This is a genomic window from Actinacidiphila sp. bgisy144 (assembly GCF_057708105.1).
The window spans coordinates 99,629-117,360 of the sequence record NZ_JBYIRM010000009.1; the positions used below are offsets into that span (position 1 = coordinate 99,629).

The window sequence follows — 17,732 nt, forward strand, 5'->3', positions numbered from 1 at the left end:
CACAGGGGGATCATAGTCTCCACGCCACAGAATGGCCGTTAGTTTTCACATCCACGATGATCGTCTTCACGCGTCAGATGGTGTGGAAGGAGGACGTGCCGGTGACCGCACTGCGGCCGTACGCCCTGCGGTGCGACCACCGCACCACTCCCCTCGGCATCGACGACGGCGCCCCGCTGCTGTCCTGGCGCCTCGCGTCGGACCTGCGCGGCGACGCCCCGGCCGCCTACCGGGTGGTGGTCGCCGAACAGCCCCTGGACGACGAGCGGAACGGCGAGCAGCCGGACCCGGCGGGCGCCCCGCAATGGGACAGCGGCCGGGTCGAGGACGCGGGCGCGATCGCCGCGGTGTACGCGGGCGGGCCGCTGCGCGCACGGACCCGCTACCACTGGCGCGTGCAGGTGTGGGCGGCGGCGGGCGGGCCGCCGGCGGCCGCGTCCTCCTGGTTCGAGACGGGCATGGCGATGCGCCCGCCCGGCGGCGCGCCCGGGTCGGGCCCGCCGCAGTGGCGCGCCTCCTGGATCACCCACGACCCGAACCCGGTCGACGTCATGGACGCGCCCACCGAGGGCGAACTCGCGCTGGACGACTACGGGTTGTCGCCCTGTCCGCTGCTGCGCCGCGCCTTCCCCGGCCCGGCCGGCACCCCGGGCGCCTCCCCGCTCGCCCGCGCCCGCCTGTACGTCACCGCCCGCGGCCTGTACGAGGTGCACCTCAACGGCACCCGGGTCGGCGACGCCCAACTGGACCCCGGTTGGACCGACTACACCCGCCGCGTCCAGTACCGGACCTACGACGTCACGGAGCTGGTCGTCCCCGGCGAGAACGTCCTGGCCGCCACCCTCGCCGACGGCTGGTGGAGCGGCTTCGTCGGCTTCGAGCCGCGCCGGGCCGGCGCGCACTACGGCACCCGCCCGCAGTTCCTCGCCGAACTGCACCTCACCGCCGCCGACGGCACCGTGCGCACCGTGGTCACCGACCGCACATGGCGCACCCGCACCGGCGCGATCCGGTACGCCGACCTGCTCAAGGGCGAGTGCCACGACCTGCGGCGGGCCGCGGACGGCTGGGAGCTGCCGGGCTACGACGCGGGCCGCTGGGCGCCGGCCCTGGTGGTGGACGCCGACCACCGCACCCTGGTCGCCGCCGTCGACGAACCCGTGCGGGCCATGGCGGAGCTGCCGCCGGCCGCCATCACCCGGGTCGGACCGGACACCCACATCGTGGACTTCGGGCAGAACCTCGCCGGGCGGGTCCGGCTGACCGTCAACCGCCTCGCCGAAGGCGCCCGGTTGGTCGTCCGGCACGCCGAAGTCCTCGATGGGCAGCGCCTGTACACCGCCAACCTGCGCACGGCCGCGGCCACCGACGTCCTGGTCGGCGACGGCCGCGACCGGGTCGAGTTCGAGCCGCGCTTCACCTACCACGGCTTCCGCTACGCCGAGATCAGCGGCCTGCCGGAGCTGTCGGCGACCGACGTGGTGGCCGTCGCCCTGCACAGCGACACCGCCTGGTCGGGCTCCTTCGACTGCTCCGACCCGGAGGTGCGCCGGCTGCACTCCTGCGTCGAGTGGGGCCAGCGCTCCAACTTCGTGAGCGTGCCCACCGACTGCCCGCAGCGCGACGAGCGGCTGGGCTGGACCGCCGACGCGCAGGTCTTCCTGCCCACGGCGGCGCTCAACGCGGATGTCGCGGCCTTCTTCACCAAGTGGCTGGACGACGTCGCCGACGCCCGCACCCCCGACGGCGGGTTCCCCAACGTGGCGCCGCGGCTGGCCGGCGTCGCCGACGAGGGCGCGCCCGGCTGGGCCGACGCGGGCGTCATCGTGCCCTGGCACCTGTACCGGACGTACGGCGACCGGCGGTTCCTGAGCCGGGCGCTGGACGCGATGCGGGCCTGGGTCGCCCTCGTCCACCGGCACAACCCCGACCTGGTGTGGCGCAACCGGGTGGGCCCGCACTTCGCGGACTGGCTCGCGCCCGGCACGCCGACCCCGCGCGAGGTCGTCGCCACCGCGTACTTCGCGCACAGCGCCCACCTCACCGCGCTGGCCGCGCAGGAGCTGGGCCGGCACGACGTCGCCGCCGAGCACCACGGGCTGGCCGCCGCCGTACGAGCCGCGTTCACCGCCCGCTTCGTCACCACGGAACCGCACGGCGGCGCTGACGGCGGCATCGCCCACGACAGCGACGGCGGCGGCCCGCGGCAGGTGCGGATCGCGGGCGACACCCAGACCGGCTACCTGCTGGCACTCGCCTTCGGCCTGCTGCCCGCGCGCCTCGCGGCCCCCGCCGCCCGCCGGCTCGCCGAACTCGTCGAGGCGGCCGGGCCCGCCCTGCACACCGGCTTCCTCGGGGTGGCGCTCGCCGCGCCCGTCCTCGACGCGTACGGCCGCGCCGACCTCGCCCACGCGCTGCTGCGCCGCACCGACGTCCCGTCCTGGCGCTATCCGCTGCGGCACGGCGCCACCACGATCTGGGAGCGCTGGGACGGCTGGACCCCCGAGGCGGGCTTCCGGGCACCGGCGATGAACTCCTTCAACCACTACGCGCTCGGCTCCGTCGGGGAGTGGCTCTACCGCGGTGTCGCGGGCCTGGACCAGCACCCGGACTCCGTGGCGTACCGGCGGCTGCTGGTCCGGCCCCGCCCGGGCGCCTTCGACCACGCCGGCGCCCGGTACGAGTCCGCGCGCGGCACCGTCGACGTGCGGTGGCGGCGCGAGGGCGGCCGGATCAGCCTGCGCGTGCAGGTGCCGCCGGGCGCCACCGCCGACGTGTACGTGCCCACCACCGATCCGGACTCGGTCCGCGAGAGCGCCGAGCCGTCCCGCACGCCGGGCCGCCGCCCGGAACCCGTACCCGTACCCGCAGCCGGGCCCGGGTCCGCGCCGGCCCCGCCACCCGCACCCGGGCCCAGCCCCGCACCCGACCCCTCCCCCGTCCCCGGTCACGTCCACCGCCACGTCGCCTCCGGCACCTACCACTTCACCGCCGTGTACCGCCCGGCGGCGGCACTCCCGCCCGCCGGCCACCCTGAGGAGGACACAGCATGAGCACGGGTTCCCGCAGCCTGCCCGGCCAGGGCGCAGTCAGCCGCCGAGGACTGCTGCGGACCGGTGGCGGTGTCGCGGCCGCGGCCGCGCTGTCCCCGGTCCTTGCGGCCTGCTCCGGGTCGGGCGGCTCGGGCGGCAAGGTGCGGGTCGTCGGGGTGGCCGACGAGCAGCAGCCGGTCACCGAGCTGATCGCCGCCTACCGCAAGAGCCGCCCGGGTGTCTCCTTCAGCACCTCCTTCGCGCCCACCGACCAGGTGCAGACGGTGGTCCGCACCCAGCTCGCCGGCGGCAACGCCCCCGACGTGCATGTGCTCTACCCCGGCAGCGGCAGCGCGATGTCCATGGTGGAGCTGGCCAAGGCGGGGCTGCTGGCGGACCTGGACGACCAGGCGTGGACCAAGACCATCCCGAAGAACTTCGACGCCGCCTACCGCAGGGACGGCCACACGTACCTGTACTCGGCGGGCAGCAGCGTCATCGGCGCCATCTACAACAAGCAGGCGTTCGCCGACGCCGGGGTGGAGCCGCCCGGCACCTGGTCCGAACTGCTGGACGTGTGCGGCAAGTTGAAGGCCAAGGGCACGATCCCGATCGCCCTCGGCGCGCAGACGCCCTGGGTCACCCAGCTCATCACCTACGCGCTGGTGCCCAACGCCGTGTACGCGAAGGACCCGCACTTCGACGACGAGATGGCCGCGGGGAAGGCGACGTTCGCCGGCTCGGGCTGGGCCGACGCGATGGGCCGCTACCTGGAGCTGCAGAAGCGCGGCTTCTTCAACGACCACCCCGACGGCACCACGTACGAGCAGCAGACCTCGATGGTGGCAACCGGCAAGGCGGCCATGGCCGTTCAGGTCACCTCGGTGCTCGCCAACTTCCGGCAGGCCGCGAAGTCCCCCGACGACCTCGGCATGTTCCCCTTCCCCGGCGGCGACGACGCGTCGAAGCTGTGGATACCGGCGGGCATCGTCGTCGGGCTCGGGGTCTCCGCGCGGGCGAGGAACGCCGCCAAGGCCAAGCAGTTCGTCGCGTTCCTCGGCGAGCAGAAGAACCTCAACGCCTGGGCGTCGGCGGTGTCCGCCATCCCCTTCTCGCGGGACGCGACCACCAAGCTCGACCCGGTGCTGTCGCCGTTCCTGCCGATCATCGACGCGGGGCGCGCCGTGCCGTTCATGGACCAGCGCTGGCCCAACGCCGAGGTGCAGCCCGCCCACTTCGCCGCCGTGCAGGACCTGCTCGCCGGCCGCACCGACGTCAAGGGCGCGCTGGCGCAGATGGACAAGGCGTACAGGAAGGCGTCGTGAAGCGGGCGGCCGCCGTGAAGCCCGCCGTCCGGCTGCGCCGGCGCGACCCCACGGTGCCGCCGTGGGTCTTCGTGCTGCCCGCGCTGGCGGTGTACGCGCTCGTGGTGCTGTACCCGAGCGTGGCGGGCGTGGTCTACGCGTTCACCGACTGGTCGGGCATCGGGTCGTTCTCCTTCGTCGGCCTGGCCAACTTCCACACCCTGCTGCACAACGACCGGGCCGTGCAGTCGATCGGCAACACGCTGCTGCTCACCGTGGCGATCGTGGTGGTGCAGAACCTCGTCGGGCTGCTGCTGGCGCTCGGTGTCAACGCCAACATCCGCTCCAGGACGCTGCTGCGGGTGGTCTTCTTCGCGCCCGCCGTGGTCAGCCCGGTGATGGTGGCGTTCCTGTGGAAGTACGTCTACAACCCCGACAGCGGCGCCGGGCTCAACGGCGTGCTCGGCGCGGTCGGGCTCGGCGGGCTGCGGCAGGACTGGCTGGGCGACCCGTCGCTGACGCTGTGGTCGGTGGCGGCGATGGTGGTCTGGCAGTACGCCGGCTACTCGATGGTGATCTTCCTGGCCGGGCTCCAGGACGTGCCGCCCGAGCTCCAGGAGGCGGCGCGGATCGACGGCGCCGGGACCTGGCAGCGGTTCCGCTACGTCACCTGGCCGCTGCTGGCGCCCGCGCTGACGGTGAACCTGATGCTGTCGACCATCGGCGGCCTCAAGCTCTTCGACCAGGTGTACGCCGCGACCGACGGCGGTCCCGGCACGTCGAGCGAGACGCTGTCCACGGTGCTGTACAAGGAGGCGTTCGTGTACGGGAAGTTCGGCTACAGCACGGCAGTGGCGCTGGTGCTCGCGCTGTTCGTGGCCGCGGTCTCCCTGGTCCAGCTGCACTACCTGCGGGCCCGGGAGGTCGCCGCGTGACCGCCGCGACGGCCGGACCGGTCGGCGCGGACGCCGGCGGCGCCGGGCGCCCGGTGGCCGCGCCCGGCCGCCGGCGCCGACGGCCGGGCTACGGGCGCTACCTGCTGGAGCTGGCGATGGTCGCGGCCGCCGTCGCGTTCCTCTTCCCGGTGTACGCCCTGGTGACGCTGGCGCTGAAGAACCCGCAGCAGATCGCCGACTCGCCGCTGTCGCCGCCGACGTCGCCGACATTCGGCAACTTCGGCGACGCCTGGTCGTCGGCGTCGCTCGGCTCGGCGCTGGTCAACAGCGCGGTCATCACCGCGGCGAGCCTGGTGCTGCTGGTCGTCGTCGGCTCCACCGGCGCCTACTACCTCGCGCGGTGCGCGAGCGGCCTCGGCTACGGGCTGTACGTGCTGTTCCTGCTCGGGATCGTGCTGCCCTTCCAGCTCGGCATGATCCCGCTGTACAAGCTGGTCGACGACCTCGGCTGGCTCGGCACCTACCAGGGCATGATCCTCTTCTACACCGGCATCCAGATGCCGTTCACCGTCTTCCTCTACACCGGCTTCATCCGGGCGCTGCCCCGGGACTACGCGCAGGCCGCGCTGATCGACGGCTGCGACCACCGGCAGGCGTTCACCCGGGTCGTCTTCCCGCTGCTGCGGCCGGTCACCGGCACCGTGATCATCCTCAACGCGGTCTTCGTCTGGAACGACTTCTTCACCCCGCTGCTGTACCTGGGCGGTTCGGGCAAGCAGACCGTGCCGGTGGCGGTCTTCTCCTTCGTCGGGCAGTACGTCTCCGACTACGGCCTGGTCTTCGCCGGACTGGTCCTCGCCGCGCTGCCGGTGCTCGTGGTCTTCCTGCTGCTCCAGCGCTACGTGATCAAGGGGTTCGCCGGTGGCCTCAAGGGCTGACGGCCCGCCCGCCGGGCCCGCGGTCCCCGCGGAGATCGCCGCGGTCATGGCCGACCCGCCGCGCGCCTTCTCGCCGGCCGCGCTGTGGTGGTGGAGCGGGGAGCGGCTGGAGCGGGCCCGGCTGCGGGCGCAGCTCGAACGCTTCGCCGAGGGCGGGGTGTTCCACCTCGTCATCCTCAACCTGGCACCGTCCGGGCCGCTGTTCGGGTCCGACGCCGACGACCCGCCCTTCATGTCGGCCGCCTGGTGGGAACTGCTCGACGGGGTGTGCGAGGACGCCGCCGCCCTGGGCGTCTTCCTGTGGTTCTACGACCAGTTGGGCTTCTCCGGCGCCGACCTCCAGGCCCGGCTGGTCGACGAGCGGCCGGACTACGGCGGACGCGCGCTGGAACGCGTCCGCGCCGACGTGGACGGCACCGGTGTGCTGCGCTGCCCCGCGCACGGGCAGCCCGTCGCCGGCCACGCCGTACCGCTGTCCGCCGCCGGCCGCCCGGCCGGTCCCGCGGTGTACCTCCCCGTCGACGGCCGGGCGGTGCGGCCGCCGGGCCCGGGGCGCTGGCGGCTGACGCTCCACCACCATGTGGCGCGCGGCTTCGACTACCTCGGCGCGCAGGCGTGCGCGGCGCTCCTGGACCGGGTGCACGGCGCGTTCGAGCGGCACCTCGGCGACCGGCTCGGCAGCGTGGTCGTCGGCTCCTTCCAGGACGAACTGCCGTCCCTGCCCACCTGGTCGGCGGACTTCGCCGAGGAGTTCGCGCGCCGGCGCGGGTACGACCTGCGGCCGCATCTGCCCGCCCTGTACGACGACGGCGGCACCCCTCGTACGAGCGCCGGCCCCACTGCCGCAGATCCCGCCGGCACCGGCCCGGGCGTCGCCCAGGTGCGGCACGACTACCAGCTCACCCGGGCGGAGCTGGCCGAGGCCGCGTTCTTCCGCCCGCTCGCCGCCTGGCACGAACGGCACGGGCTGCTCGTCGGCTGCGACCAGCAGGACCCGGCCCGCGCCGGCCACCCCGTCGGCGGCGTCCAGCTCTACGCCGACTACGCCCGCACCCACCGCTGGTTCTCCGCGCCGGGCAGCGACCACCACGGCGACGCCCGCGTGCACTCCTCGCTCGCCCACCTCTACGGCCGCCGCCGCACCTGGATCGAGGCGTTCCACTCCACCGGGTGGGGCGGCACCCTGGAGGAGACCTACGACTGGCTGCTGCCGTGGCTGCGCGCCGGCGCGACGCTGTACAACCCGCACGCGGTGTACAGCACCACCAAGGGCGGCTGGTGGGAGTGGGCGCCGCCGGGCACCGACTGGCGCCAGCCGTACTGGCGCCACTACCGGGTCTTCGCCGCCGCCGTCACCCGGCTGTGCGCGGTGCTCGGCCTGGGCCGCCACCTGTGCGACACCGCGGTGCTCGCGCCCACCACCACCGCGCAGGCCGGCACCGCGCTGGACGGCGTCTCGGCGGCAGCGGCCCGCGCCCAGGAGACGTATCTCGAACTCGTCGGCGACATGGCCTGGTTCCGCACCCGGCCCGGCGTGCTCGACCGGCTCGGCCGCGACGCCGACGTGATCGACGACGACTCCCTGGCGCGGGCGGAGGTACACGGCGGCGCGCCCGCGGACGGATCGTCGGCCGGTTCGGGCGGCGGATCGGGGGACGGATCGGGGGACGGGCCGCGGCTGTGCGTCGCCGAGGAGCGCTACGCGACGGTCCTGCTGCCCGCGTGCACCGTCCTCACCGCGGACACCGCCCGCCGGCTGGCGCAGTTCGCGACCGCCGGCGGCCGGGTCGTCGCGGTGGGCGCGCTGCCCGAGGAGGCGGTCGGCGCGGACGGCGCCGAGGCCCTCGGCGCGCTGCGGGCGTGCTTCTCCGACGGGCGGGCCGCCTTCGTCGCCTCGGCCGGCCGGCTGACGGACGCCACCGCCGGACCGCGGCCGCGCGTCGAGGCGACGGTGCCCGCGCTCGTCCGGCAGGTCGCCGACACCACGGTCGTGTTCCTGACGGCGGCCTCCCCCCGCGCGACCCGCGCCCGCGTCGCCGCCCCCGACGCGCGCGGCGCCGCCCTCGGCTGGCTCGACGCCCGCTACGACTTCGACCCGGCCCGCTACGCCCCCACCGCCCGCGTGCGCGTACGCACCGGGCCCGCGCCCGGCCCCGCCCTCCTCCTCGACCCGTTCGGCGCCGCCCCCCGCACCCTGACCCCCACCCCCGCCCCGGACTCCCCCGGACACCACGACATCGAGGTCCCCTTCGACGCCGGCCCCGCCGCGCTCCTGCTCCTCCTCCCGCCGGCCGCCGGTGCGGACCCGGTGGGCGGCCCCGCGCGGTACAGCATCCCCGCCGCCCCCGTCCACGTGACCACGCTGCCTCCCGGCACCGCGTGGGAGTCGGTGCTGGTGCCGACCGCCGACAACTCCTGGGGCGACTTCGACCGTCCGGCAGGCAATCGGCCCGAACAGCCCGGGCTGGTCCGCACCGAGGTGCACACGTTCCGGCACCGGGTGGAGGCGGCCGGGGAGGACGGCGTGCGGGACGGATGGGCCGAGGCAGGCAGCGGCGCGGTGCCGGACGCGGTGGGCGTGCACGCCACGTTCGGGCCGCACGCGGTGCTGCGGGGCGCGGCCGGGGAGGCGGTGCGGGTGCTGGAGTGGTCGCAAACGCGCGGCATCCGGAAGGACCCGGTGCACCGGGCGGTGCTCGGCCCGAAGGGCCACGTGCCGGAGGAGTTCGTGCACGTCGGTCCGACGCCCGCGGGCACGACCCGGCGGGTGGCCGCGGACCTGCTGCTTCCGGCGCCGTTCGAGGGGCACCTCGCGGTCGGCGCCGCCGCGGCGAAGGCGGTGCGGCTGGCCGGGCGGCCGGTCGAGTTGGCGGACGGCGGCCATCTCGCCCTCGGCCGGGTGCGGTTGGCACCCGGCCGTATCCCGCTGGAGCTGGACCTGACGCCGGATCAGGACACGGACCTGCGGGTGCACATGGCGCTGGTCCGGGACGCGGCACGCTACCGCCGCCCGGAGTGGATCACCGCGACTCCCCCGCCTGATGAGGCTGTTGAAGGAGCCGTACGTGTGGGAACCTCCGTGACGTTGGCGCGGCGGCCCGCGCGCGCCGTGGTGCAGGTCGCCGCCCTCGGCCGGTGCGTGCTGCGGGTCAACGGCGAAGTGGTCGGCCGCCAGGGCGGGTTCGACCCGTACGTGGAGCACGCGGTGCCGCGGGTGCGGCGGCACGAGGTGGCCGCGGCGCTGCGGGCGGGCCGCAACGAGATCGTGGTGGAGGGCGCGGGCGGCGACGGCCTGGCGGTGCTGGTGGACGCGCGCTGCCACGACGCCGCCGGAGCCGTGGCCGCGGCCTTCCACAGCGACGGCCGCTGGTGGGCGGAGCGCGGCGGCGTACGGGTGCCGCCGGTGGTGCGGCGCGCGCCCGAGGGCGACCCGGCGGCCCTCCACCTGTGGCGGCGGCCGCACCCGCTGCCGGGCGCGGCCTGGCTGGACCCGGACGCCGACGACGGCACCGTGCTGCCCGCGGGGTTCGCGGTGCCGGGGCGGGCCCGGCCCCGGGTGGAGTGGCTGTGGTGCGAACTGCCGCCCGGCGCCGTACGGGTGGCGGTCGACGTGTACGGCGGCGGCACGCTGTTCGTCGACGGCGAGGAGCGCGGCCGTACGCCCGGCGCCCGCGGACGGCAGACGTTGTCCGCGTGCCTGGCCGCCGGAGCGGACCTGCCGGGTGTGCGCCGGGCCGCGCTGCGGCTGGTCCCGGAGCCGGGGTGCGAGGGCGGCGCCGCCCTGGCCGGGCCGCTGCGCTGCGAGGTCGGCCCGGGCCGGATCGCGGTCGGCGACTGGGAGGACCGCGGCCTGGCCGGGTACAGCGGCGGGGTCCGCTACCGGCGGGTCTTCCACGTGCCGGCCGCGGCCGGGCGGGTGCGTCTGGACCTCGGCCGGGTCCGCGGCACCGCGGAGGTGGCGGTCGGCGGTGTCCCGGCGGGGGTGCGGATCTGCGGCCCGTACGTCTTCGACCTGACCGGGCTGGTGGCGCCGGGCCCGAACACGGTGGACGTCACGGTGTTCGGCACCCTCGCGCCGTGGCTGGACGCCACCAGCCCCACGCACTTCGTCTTCCCCGGCCAGCGCGTCTCGGGCCTGCTCGGCCCGGTCCGGCTGCTCACCGACGCCCCGCCGCCCTCCGCCGGTGGCGGCTGCCGCGGCGCCTGACCCGCCCCGGCGCGTGCCGCGCCCACCGCACGGGGCGACACCTCGCCGACCGCACGCCAGGGCCGTGGCGTGCGGCTCAGGGGCGGCTGGACTGCGGGCCCCGCCAGCGGTCCCGGGCGCAGCCGACCCTGAACAGGTAGTCGGCGTAGCCCTGTTCGTAGTGGGCGACGGCGGCGGGGTCGGGGTCGACCACGGCCTCGGGCGCGGTCCAGGCGGCCGTGTCCACCGCCCGTCCGATCGCGGCGCCGTGGGCGGCCAGGCCGGCCAGCACCGCGCCGCGCGCGCCGGGCTCGGGGCCGCGCGCGACCCGCAGCGGGCGGCCCAGCACATCGGCGAAGAGCCGCAGCCACCCGGAGTTGCGGGCGCCGCCGCCGCAGACCGCCAACTGCCCGGTGAGCCCCGCCGCTTCGAGGCAGTGCCGGGCGGCGAACGCGATCGCCTCGCACATCGCGCGGACCACGTCCGCGGAGGTGGACCGCAGGTCGAGCCCGGTGAACTCCGCGCGCGCGGCCGGGTCGACGAAGGGCGCGCGCTCGCCCGACGGCGACAGGTAGGGCAGCGCGGCCACGCCGCGGGCCCCGGGCGGGGAGGCGTCGAGCAGGTCGGAGAGCTGGTCGTGGGTCGTGCCGGTCAGCCCGAGCACCCACTCCAGCGCCGCGGTCCCGGTCATCGCCGGCAGCGCCCGCAGGTGGCGGTCGGGGCGGGCCGTGGCGAGGTGGAAGCCCACCGGGTCGCCGTCGAGGTCGACGTCCGCCACGACCACCTGGCAGGCGAGCGTGGTGCCCACGATGAGCAGCCCGTCACCGGGTTCGGTGACCCCGGCGCCCGTCGCGCAGGCCGGCAGGTCGTAGGGGCCGCCGGTGACGGGGGTGCCGTCCGGCAGGCCCGCGGTGCCCGCCCGGGCCTGCCCGTACGGCAGGGTGGCGGCGATCGGCGGCAGCAGCCCGGCGCGGTGGGCGACGCCGAGCGCGGCGAGCGCGTCGGGGGCGTAGGTGCGGGTGCGCGGGTCGAGGAAGGGCACCGACGCGTCGGACAGGTCGGTGCCGCGTTCGCCGGTCAGCCGCAGGTGGATGACGTCCTTGCAGCAGGCGGCGGTGGCCGCCGCGTCCAGGGCGTGCGGTTCGTGGCGGTCCAGCCAGGCGAGCAGCGGCCCGGGCGAGCCGGGGAAGAGCACGTTGCCCGTGCGGTGGTAGAGCCGGTCGGCGGTGCCGTCGGCCATCCACTCGGCGACGAGGCCGCCGGCCCGCCCGTCCATCCACGACATCGCCGGGCGCACCGCCCGGCCCCGGTCGTCCACCAGCCACAGGCCGTCGCCCTGGCCGGTGACGGCGACCAGCGCGGGCCGCTGCCCGCCCGTGACCGCGCCGATCACGGCGGTCGCGGCGCGCGCGACCTCCTCGACGTCCTGCTCGACGGCCTCGCCGTGCCCGCCGGGCGCGATCGGCACCGACTCCACGCGCAGGGTCGTGCCGTCCTCGGCGAAGGCCGCCGCCTTCGCGACGGATGTCCCCATGTCCACTCCGACGAACACCGTGCGTTCCTTCCCTCGGCTGGAAGACCTTCGGCTGAACCACGTGCACAGGGCGCGAACGCCGCTTGCGGGTGAGGCGGGAGGTACGGCGGGAGCAGGCGGCGCGCCTACGCCACGCGGTGGGCCAGCGGCTCGCCGCGCAGGAAGCGGCCGACCTCCGCCGCGGCGATCCGGGCGGCGTTGTGGGCGACGGAGGTGTTCGCGCCGGCCAGGTGCGGGGTCATGACCAGGCGCGGGGCGGTGCGCAGCCGGGAGTGCGGCGGCGGGGGCTCGACCGCGAAGACGTCGAGCGCGGCGGCGGCGAGGTGCCCGGTCTCCAGGCCGTCGCACAGGGCGTCCTCGTCCAGCAGCGCGCCGCGGGCGCAGTTGACGACGACCGCGCCGTCCGGCAGCAGCGCCAGCTCGCGGGCCCCGAGCATCCCGCGGGTCCGCGGTGTCAGCCGCGCGTGCAGGGACACCACGTCGGACTCGCGCAGCAACGCGTCGAGGTCGGCGACGGGTTCGCCGGCCGCGCGCAGCACCTGCTCGTCGGCGTACGGGTCGTACACCCGCACCCTGGCGCCGAACGCGGTCAGGGCGCGGGCCACCCTGCTGCCGACCGCGCCGCAGCCGATCAGCCCGACCCGGGCGCCGTCCAGGCCCGGGCCGCAGTTGTCGTAGGTGTAGAACTCGCCGGCCCAGCGGCCGGCGGCCAGCGCCGCGGACGTCTCGGGGACGCGGCGCATCGCGGCGAGCATCATGCCGACGGTGTACTCGGCGGTGGCGGCGGCGTTGCGGCCGGGGGTGTTGCAGACCTGGACGCCGTGCTCCCTGGCGGCCTCCAGGTTGACGTTGACCGGGCCGCCGCGGCCGACGACCACCAGCCGCAGGTCGGGGGCGCCGTCCAGGACCCTGCGGGTCACCGGGCCCATCTGGGTGACGCACACCTCCGCCCCGCCCAGTGCGGCGAGCATGGTGTCCTCGTCGCCGGACGCCTCGTCGACCTCGGCGACCGGGCCGAACGGGGTGAGCGGCCACGGCAGCCGCAGGTGCTCGACGCTGTGGCCGGCGCCGATCTCGGACGCCAGTTCCCGGGCGAACAGGTCGGGTGCGACGAAGTGGTCGCCCGCTGCGAGGATTCTCATGGCCGAGGTCTCCTTCATCGGTCGGTCGCGTGCTCGGGCCGGGGCGCTCTCACGTCCCGGTCGGAGCGGTCTCGTAGGGGACGCCGCTCTCGTCGAGGGAGCGCAGGACGTCGGGCGGGGTGCGGTCGTCGACGACGACGAGGTCGAAGGTGCTCAGCGGGGCCAGCCGGTGCAGCGCGGTGCGCCCCAGCTTGGAGTGGTCGATCATCAGGACGCTGCGGTCGGCGGCGCCGAGCATCGCCCGCTTGACCGCCACGATGCGCTGTTCCTGGTGGTAGGCGTAGGAGCCGTAGACCGACGAGGTGGACACGAAGCACAGGTCGACGCGGAGCGCCTCGACGGCCTCGACGCAGGGCACGCCGAGGAAGGAGTCGTGCAGCCTGTCGTAGTCGCCGCCCAGCGCCATCAGGTGCAGCCCGCGCTCGTCGGAGAGCAGGTTGAGCGCTTCGAGGAAGTTGGTGACCACGGTGAGCGGTTCCATGCCGGGCAGCAGCCGGGCCAGTTCCAGGGCGGTGGTGGAGTCGTCGATCATCACGGACATGCCGGGTTCGATCAGGGTGGCCGCCTTCGCGGCGACGGCCTCCTTCTCGGCGCGCATGGTCTTCTTGCGGAACGCCACGTTGCTCTCGAACACGCCGGAGGGCTGGACGGTGACGCCGCCGCGGAACTTGCGCAGGATGCCCTCGCGTTCCAGCTCGTCGATGTCGCGGTAGATCGTCATCAGGCTGACCCCGAACCGCTCGGCCAGGTCGGACGCGGAGACCGAGCCCTCGGCCAGCACGTGGTCCGACAGCTCGCGGCGGCGCTGCGACGGCCCCCGGCGGTTCTTGTCCTGTGGCATCCCTGCGGTTCCCGTTCCGATCCGGCGACCGACGACGGCGGTCCGCCGCGGTCGGTGCGCGCGGCGGCCTGCCCATAACAGTCTGCACTGTGGATATAACATTCAATCCTGAGGTAGCGTTCGGCAGTGTTCACCACACGCGGCGGCCCGGTCAAGGCGTCGGGCGGCCCGCGCCTCCGCCTCTGGGCAGGTGGGAGGCCGGATATCGGCGCTCGCGGGCCCGTTTGGACCGGCACCGGCCCGGCTGTGGTCGCGGTGTGAAAAGCCTCCCCGCGCCACCGGGCGGCGAACGGACGGCGAGCGGACGACGAACGAGAGGACCCGAGCCCGTGACGGACACGCCCGGCCAGGACCTGTGGGTGGGGATCGACCTCGGGACGCAGGGCGTACGCGCCCTGGTGGTCACGGGCGGCGGCCAGGTGCTCGGCCGCGGCTCCGCGCCGCTGACCGGCCACCGCGACGGCCACCGGCACGAGCAGCGCCCCTCCGACTGGTGGCAGGGCGTCACCTCCGCGGTGGCCGGGGCGCTGCGTACGGTGGCGCCCGCGCGGGTGCGCGGCCTGGCGGTCTGCGCCACCTCCGGGACGGTCCTGCTCACCGACCCGCACGGCGAGCCGCTGACCCCGGCGCTGATGTACGACGACGGGCGGGCGTCGGCCGAGGCGCGTTTCGCGCAGGAGACCGGCGCCGAGGTGTGGGACGCGCTCGGCTACCGCATCCAGCCGAGTTGGGGGCTGGCGAAGCTGCTGTGGCTGGCCGGGCACCAAGACCGCGGCGGCGCGGCCGCCTTGCGCGGGGCCCGGGTCTGCCACCAGGCGGACTTCGTCACCAGCCGGCTGGTCGGGCACCCGGTGGCGGCCGATTCCAGCCACGCCCTGAAGACCGGCTACGACCTGCGCCGCCGGGAGTGGCCGCACGCCCTGCACGAACAACTGGGCCTGGCCGAGCTGGAGTTCCCGCCGGTGGTGGCGCCCGGCAGTGTGCTCGGCACCGTGTGCGCGCAGGCCGCGGCCGCCACGGGCCTGACCGAGGGCACCCCGGTCGTGGCGGGCATGACGGACGGCTGCGCGGCCCAACTCGGCTCCGGCGCCTGGGACGTCGGGCAGTGGAACAGCGTGCTCGGCACCACGCTGGTGCTCAAGGGCGTCACCGCGCAGCCACTCACCGACCCGGCCGGCGTGCTCTACAACCACCGTGCCGCGGACGGCAACTGGCTGCCCGGCGGGGCCTCCAGCGTCGGCGCGGGCGCGCTGGCCCGGGCGTTCCCCGGCGCCGACCTGGCCCGGCTGGACCGGGCGGCCGCCGCCCACGAACCGGCGAGCGTGCTGTCCTACCCGCTCGTCTCGCGCGGCGAGCGCTTCCCCTTCCTCGCACCCGACGCCGAGCCCTTCACCCTGGGCACCCCGTCCGGCGACGCCGACCTGCACGCCTCGCTGCTCCAGGGCGTGGCGTACGTGGAGCGGCTGTGCCTGGCGTACGTGCGGCAGCTCGGCGCGCGGATCGAGGGGCCGGTCGCCTTCACCGGGGGCGCCACCGGCAGCGCCTACTGGAACCAGTTGCGGGCCGACGTGCTGGGCCGCCAGGCCGCGGTGCCCGAACACGCCGACTCCGCGCTGGGGATGGCGGTGCTGGCCGCCCACGGCGCCGGGCCGGACGGCGCGTCGGGGTCGGCGGGCGCGTCGGGGCCGGACGGCTGGTCGCGGCTGCGGCCGATGGTGAAGGTGCGGACGGTCCTCGATCCGCGGCCCGAGGCGAGCCGGCGGTTCGACGAGCCGTTCCGGGCGCTGCTGGACGCATGGGAGCACCGCGGCTGGCTCCCCGCGCAGACGGCCGCCTACGCACGGGAGCACGGATGACCGCCACCCCTCCGCCCGCGGACCCCGCGGCCCCCGCGGCCACGCTCTTCCTGGTCCGGCACGGCGAGACCGTCTGGCACGAGGAGAACCGCTACACCGGCATCAGCGACATCGCGCTGACCGCGCGCGGGCTGGACCAGGCCGAAGCGCTCGGCGCCTGGGCCGGCGGCGCCGGGCTCGACGCCATCGTCACCTCCCCGCTGTCCCGGGCCCGGCGCACGGCCGAACCCGCGGCGCGCGCCACCGGGCTCGTCCCCGCCGTCGAACCCGGCCTGGCCGAGGCCGACTTCGGGATCGCCGAGGGCCGCACCATGGCCGAACTGCGCGCCGCGCACCCCGAGGCGGCCGCCGCCTTCACCGCCGACCCGGCCGCGCACCCGTTCCCCGGCAGCGAGGACCCGCTCGCCGCCGCGGCCCGCGGCGCGGCGGCGCTGCGCCGGGTCGCGGCCGCCCACGGGGGCCGGCGCGTGCTCGTCGTCGCCCACAACACCCTGTTCCGGCTGGTCCTGTGCCAGTTGCTCGGCATCCCCGCGCAGCACTACCGCCGGGTCTTCCCCGCACTGCGCAACTGCGCCACCACCGAACTGCGGCTGTCCGCCACGACGGCGTCGCTCCTGACGCTCAACGTCCCCACCTGGCATCCATAAGGGCATCCGGTTGCGCGCCTTCGAGCGCGGGCGAGAGGGTGTGGGGGTGACTGAACCGGGGGGCCGGAACGAGGAGTTGACGCGCGCCTTCATGGCCGCGGAGGGCACCCGCCAGATCCTGGCGGTGCTGGTGCCGGTACGGATCGCGGCGGACCCGCCCTGGCCGAAGGGCCCGCTGCCGGTGGCCCACCCCGACGCGGCAGCCGAAGAGGCCGCGCGCCGCGGCCTGTTCACCGCCTCCGCCGGACGCGCCCTGTACGACCGGCGCTGGCACACCCGGCCGGACCCCGCCCCGCAGCAGGGGCCGATGCGGTTGGACGGGATGGAGCTGCTGCGCACCCCGACCAGCCGCTCACCCCGACAGGGCCTGGCCGTCCTGCACTTCACGGTCGCCGGGGCGCCGCTGCTGCCACTGCTGCGGGCCGTCAGCCGGCGCCGGCAGCCCATCGACCCGGACCCGCTGTCGGGCCCGTTCGCGCCCGCGGCGCTGCTCGCGGGCGCCGCCGACACCGCGACGCCGGCGGGGCCGTTCGCCCTCTCCCGCCCGTACACCGTCGCGTTCCTCACGCCCCCGGACCACCTGACCCGGGTGATGCGCGCCGGCGACACCGCCGATGTGCCGCTCGACGCCGACCTGCTGCTGCGCGCGCTGGCGTCGCGGGGCAGCCCGTCGGACCTGCCGCCGGCCCCGGAGGCGCTGGCCCGGATACGGTCGCAGGTGAGCCGGATCTCGGCGGACTGGAGCGCGCTGGTGCTCCGCCAGGGCGCCGCGTTCCTCGGGCACCGCCGCGACACCGGCCCCGGTGACTTCTACGACCGCGCCCTCGCCAACGCGCGCGGCACCTACCTCGACGCGCTGCTGCTGGGCACCGCGCAGCGCGACCACATCGACGAGCTGACCGACGACCTGTCCTCGGTCTTCGGCGCCACCGGTCTGGCCCGCCGCTCCGCCGACCTCGAACGCCGGATCGCGGTCTTCCGCAGCACCTACTGGCGCCAGCACCTCAGCGCCCACGGCCCGGCCAACAACCTGCTGCTGGACTTCCACGCCCGGCACCAGCTGCCCGCCCGCTTCGAGCAGATCCTCACCGAGGCGGCCGACTACGCGCGGCTGGCGCAGAACCAGGAGAGCCAGCAGATCGCCGGCGCCCTGGGGGTGCTGACCATCCTCGGCCTGCCCCTCTCCACGGCCCTGTCCGTCCTCCAGGTGCTCGGCGACACCAGCGCCACCGACCTCACGATCGCCCTGGCCGCCTCCCTGGCGGCCACCGCCGCCGCCCTCACCACCCGCTACGGCCGCCTGGTCCTGTCCTCCCTGCGCGGCGGCCCCCGCTGAGAGGGCCCGCGGACCAGGCG

11 protein-coding genes are annotated in these 17,732 nt (G+C 75.9%); 8 read left to right on the forward strand and 3 right to left on the reverse strand.

Annotated elements, in window-relative coordinates:
- The first annotated feature begins 56 nt into the window (after positions 1 to 56).
- Genes AC3EVP_RS13315 through AC3EVP_RS13335 form a run of 5 tightly spaced genes read left to right on the forward strand, consistent with a single transcriptional unit; the run spans position 57 to position 10,377 of the window.
- The gene (locus AC3EVP_RS13315) at positions 57 to 3,053 is read left to right on the forward strand and encodes an alpha-L-rhamnosidase (RefSeq protein ID WP_435129615.1); all 2,997 of its coding nucleotides are present in this window, start codon (positions 57 to 59) and stop codon (positions 3,051 to 3,053) included.
- Entirely contained in the window at positions 3,050 to 4,357 is a 1,308-nt protein-coding gene (locus tag AC3EVP_RS13320) for an ABC transporter substrate-binding protein (protein WP_335973379.1), read from the forward strand. The genes AC3EVP_RS13315 and AC3EVP_RS13320 overlap by 4 nt, the downstream gene beginning before the upstream one ends.
- Positions 4,354 to 5,271, forward strand: coding sequence for a carbohydrate ABC transporter permease (locus AC3EVP_RS13325; protein ID WP_435129618.1), 918 nt, complete (start codon positions 4,354 to 4,356; stop codon positions 5,269 to 5,271). The genes AC3EVP_RS13320 and AC3EVP_RS13325 overlap by 4 nt, the downstream gene beginning before the upstream one ends.
- Positions 5,268 to 6,170 (forward strand): carbohydrate ABC transporter permease, encoded by a 903-nt coding sequence (locus AC3EVP_RS13330; protein ID WP_435129621.1) that lies wholly within the window; start codon positions 5,268 to 5,270, stop codon positions 6,168 to 6,170. Before AC3EVP_RS13325 ends, AC3EVP_RS13330 begins: the two co-directional genes overlap by 4 nt.
- Positions 6,154 to 10,377: a hypothetical protein gene (locus AC3EVP_RS13335; RefSeq protein ID WP_435129624.1), complete on the forward strand. Its 4,224-nt coding sequence runs from the start codon at positions 6,154 to 6,156 to the stop codon at positions 10,375 to 10,377. Before AC3EVP_RS13330 ends, AC3EVP_RS13335 begins: the two co-directional genes overlap by 17 nt.
- A gap of 76 nt (positions 10,378 to 10,453) precedes the next feature.
- Here AC3EVP_RS13335 and AC3EVP_RS13340 read toward each other — a convergent pair whose 3' ends face one another.
- The 3 genes from AC3EVP_RS13340 to AC3EVP_RS13350 form a co-directional block, all read right to left on the reverse strand.
- Positions 10,454 to 11,908 (reverse strand): FGGY family carbohydrate kinase, encoded by a 1,455-nt coding sequence (locus AC3EVP_RS13340; RefSeq protein WP_435129627.1) that lies wholly within the window; start codon positions 11,906 to 11,908, stop codon positions 10,454 to 10,456.
- Between the two features lie 107 nt (positions 11,909 to 12,015).
- Positions 12,016 to 13,032, reverse strand: coding sequence for a 2-hydroxyacid dehydrogenase (locus AC3EVP_RS13345; RefSeq protein WP_435129630.1), 1,017 nt, complete (start codon positions 13,030 to 13,032; stop codon positions 12,016 to 12,018).
- 49 nt (positions 13,033 to 13,081) lie between these two features.
- A complete protein-coding gene (locus AC3EVP_RS13350; RefSeq protein WP_435129633.1) occupies positions 13,082 to 13,873 on the reverse strand; it encodes a DeoR/GlpR family DNA-binding transcription regulator in 792 nt (263 codons plus the stop codon).
- Between the two features lie 329 nt (positions 13,874 to 14,202).
- Here AC3EVP_RS13350 and AC3EVP_RS13355 point away from each other — a divergent pair, with 329 nt between their 5' ends.
- From AC3EVP_RS13355 to AC3EVP_RS13365, 3 genes are read left to right on the forward strand one after another with little or no spacing between them, the layout of a single operon-like run.
- Entirely contained in the window at positions 14,203 to 15,729 is a 1,527-nt protein-coding gene (locus AC3EVP_RS13355) for an FGGY-family carbohydrate kinase (protein ID WP_435129636.1), read from the forward strand.
- The gene (locus AC3EVP_RS13360) at positions 15,726 to 16,376 is read left to right on the forward strand and encodes a histidine phosphatase family protein (RefSeq protein WP_435129639.1); all 651 of its coding nucleotides are present in this window, start codon (positions 15,726 to 15,728) and stop codon (positions 16,374 to 16,376) included. The genes AC3EVP_RS13355 and AC3EVP_RS13360 overlap by 4 nt, the downstream gene beginning before the upstream one ends.
- Before the next feature lie 46 nt (positions 16,377 to 16,422).
- Entirely contained in the window at positions 16,423 to 17,712 is a 1,290-nt protein-coding gene (locus AC3EVP_RS13365) for a hypothetical protein (protein WP_435129642.1), read from the forward strand.
- Positions 17,713 to 17,732: the final 20 nt, after the last annotated feature.

Bases quoted from the DNA above. Each gene is read 5' to 3' on its own strand.
- AC3EVP_RS13315 (WP_435129615.1), top strand. From the start codon at position 57: ATGATCGTCTTCACGCGTCAGATGGTGTGGAAGGAGGACGTGCCGGTG.
- AC3EVP_RS13320 (WP_335973379.1), top strand. From the start codon at position 3,050: ATGAGCACGGGTTCCCGCAGCCTGCCCGGCCAGGGCGCAGTCAGCCGC.
- AC3EVP_RS13345 (WP_435129630.1), bottom strand. From the start codon at position 13,032: ATGAGAATCCTCGCAGCGGGCGACCACTTCGTCGCACCCGACCTGTTC.
- AC3EVP_RS13350 (WP_435129633.1), bottom strand. From the start codon at position 13,873: ATGCCACAGGACAAGAACCGCCGGGGGCCGTCGCAGCGCCGCCGCGAG.
- AC3EVP_RS13360 (WP_435129639.1), top strand. From the start codon at position 15,726: ATGACCGCCACCCCTCCGCCCGCGGACCCCGCGGCCCCCGCGGCCACG.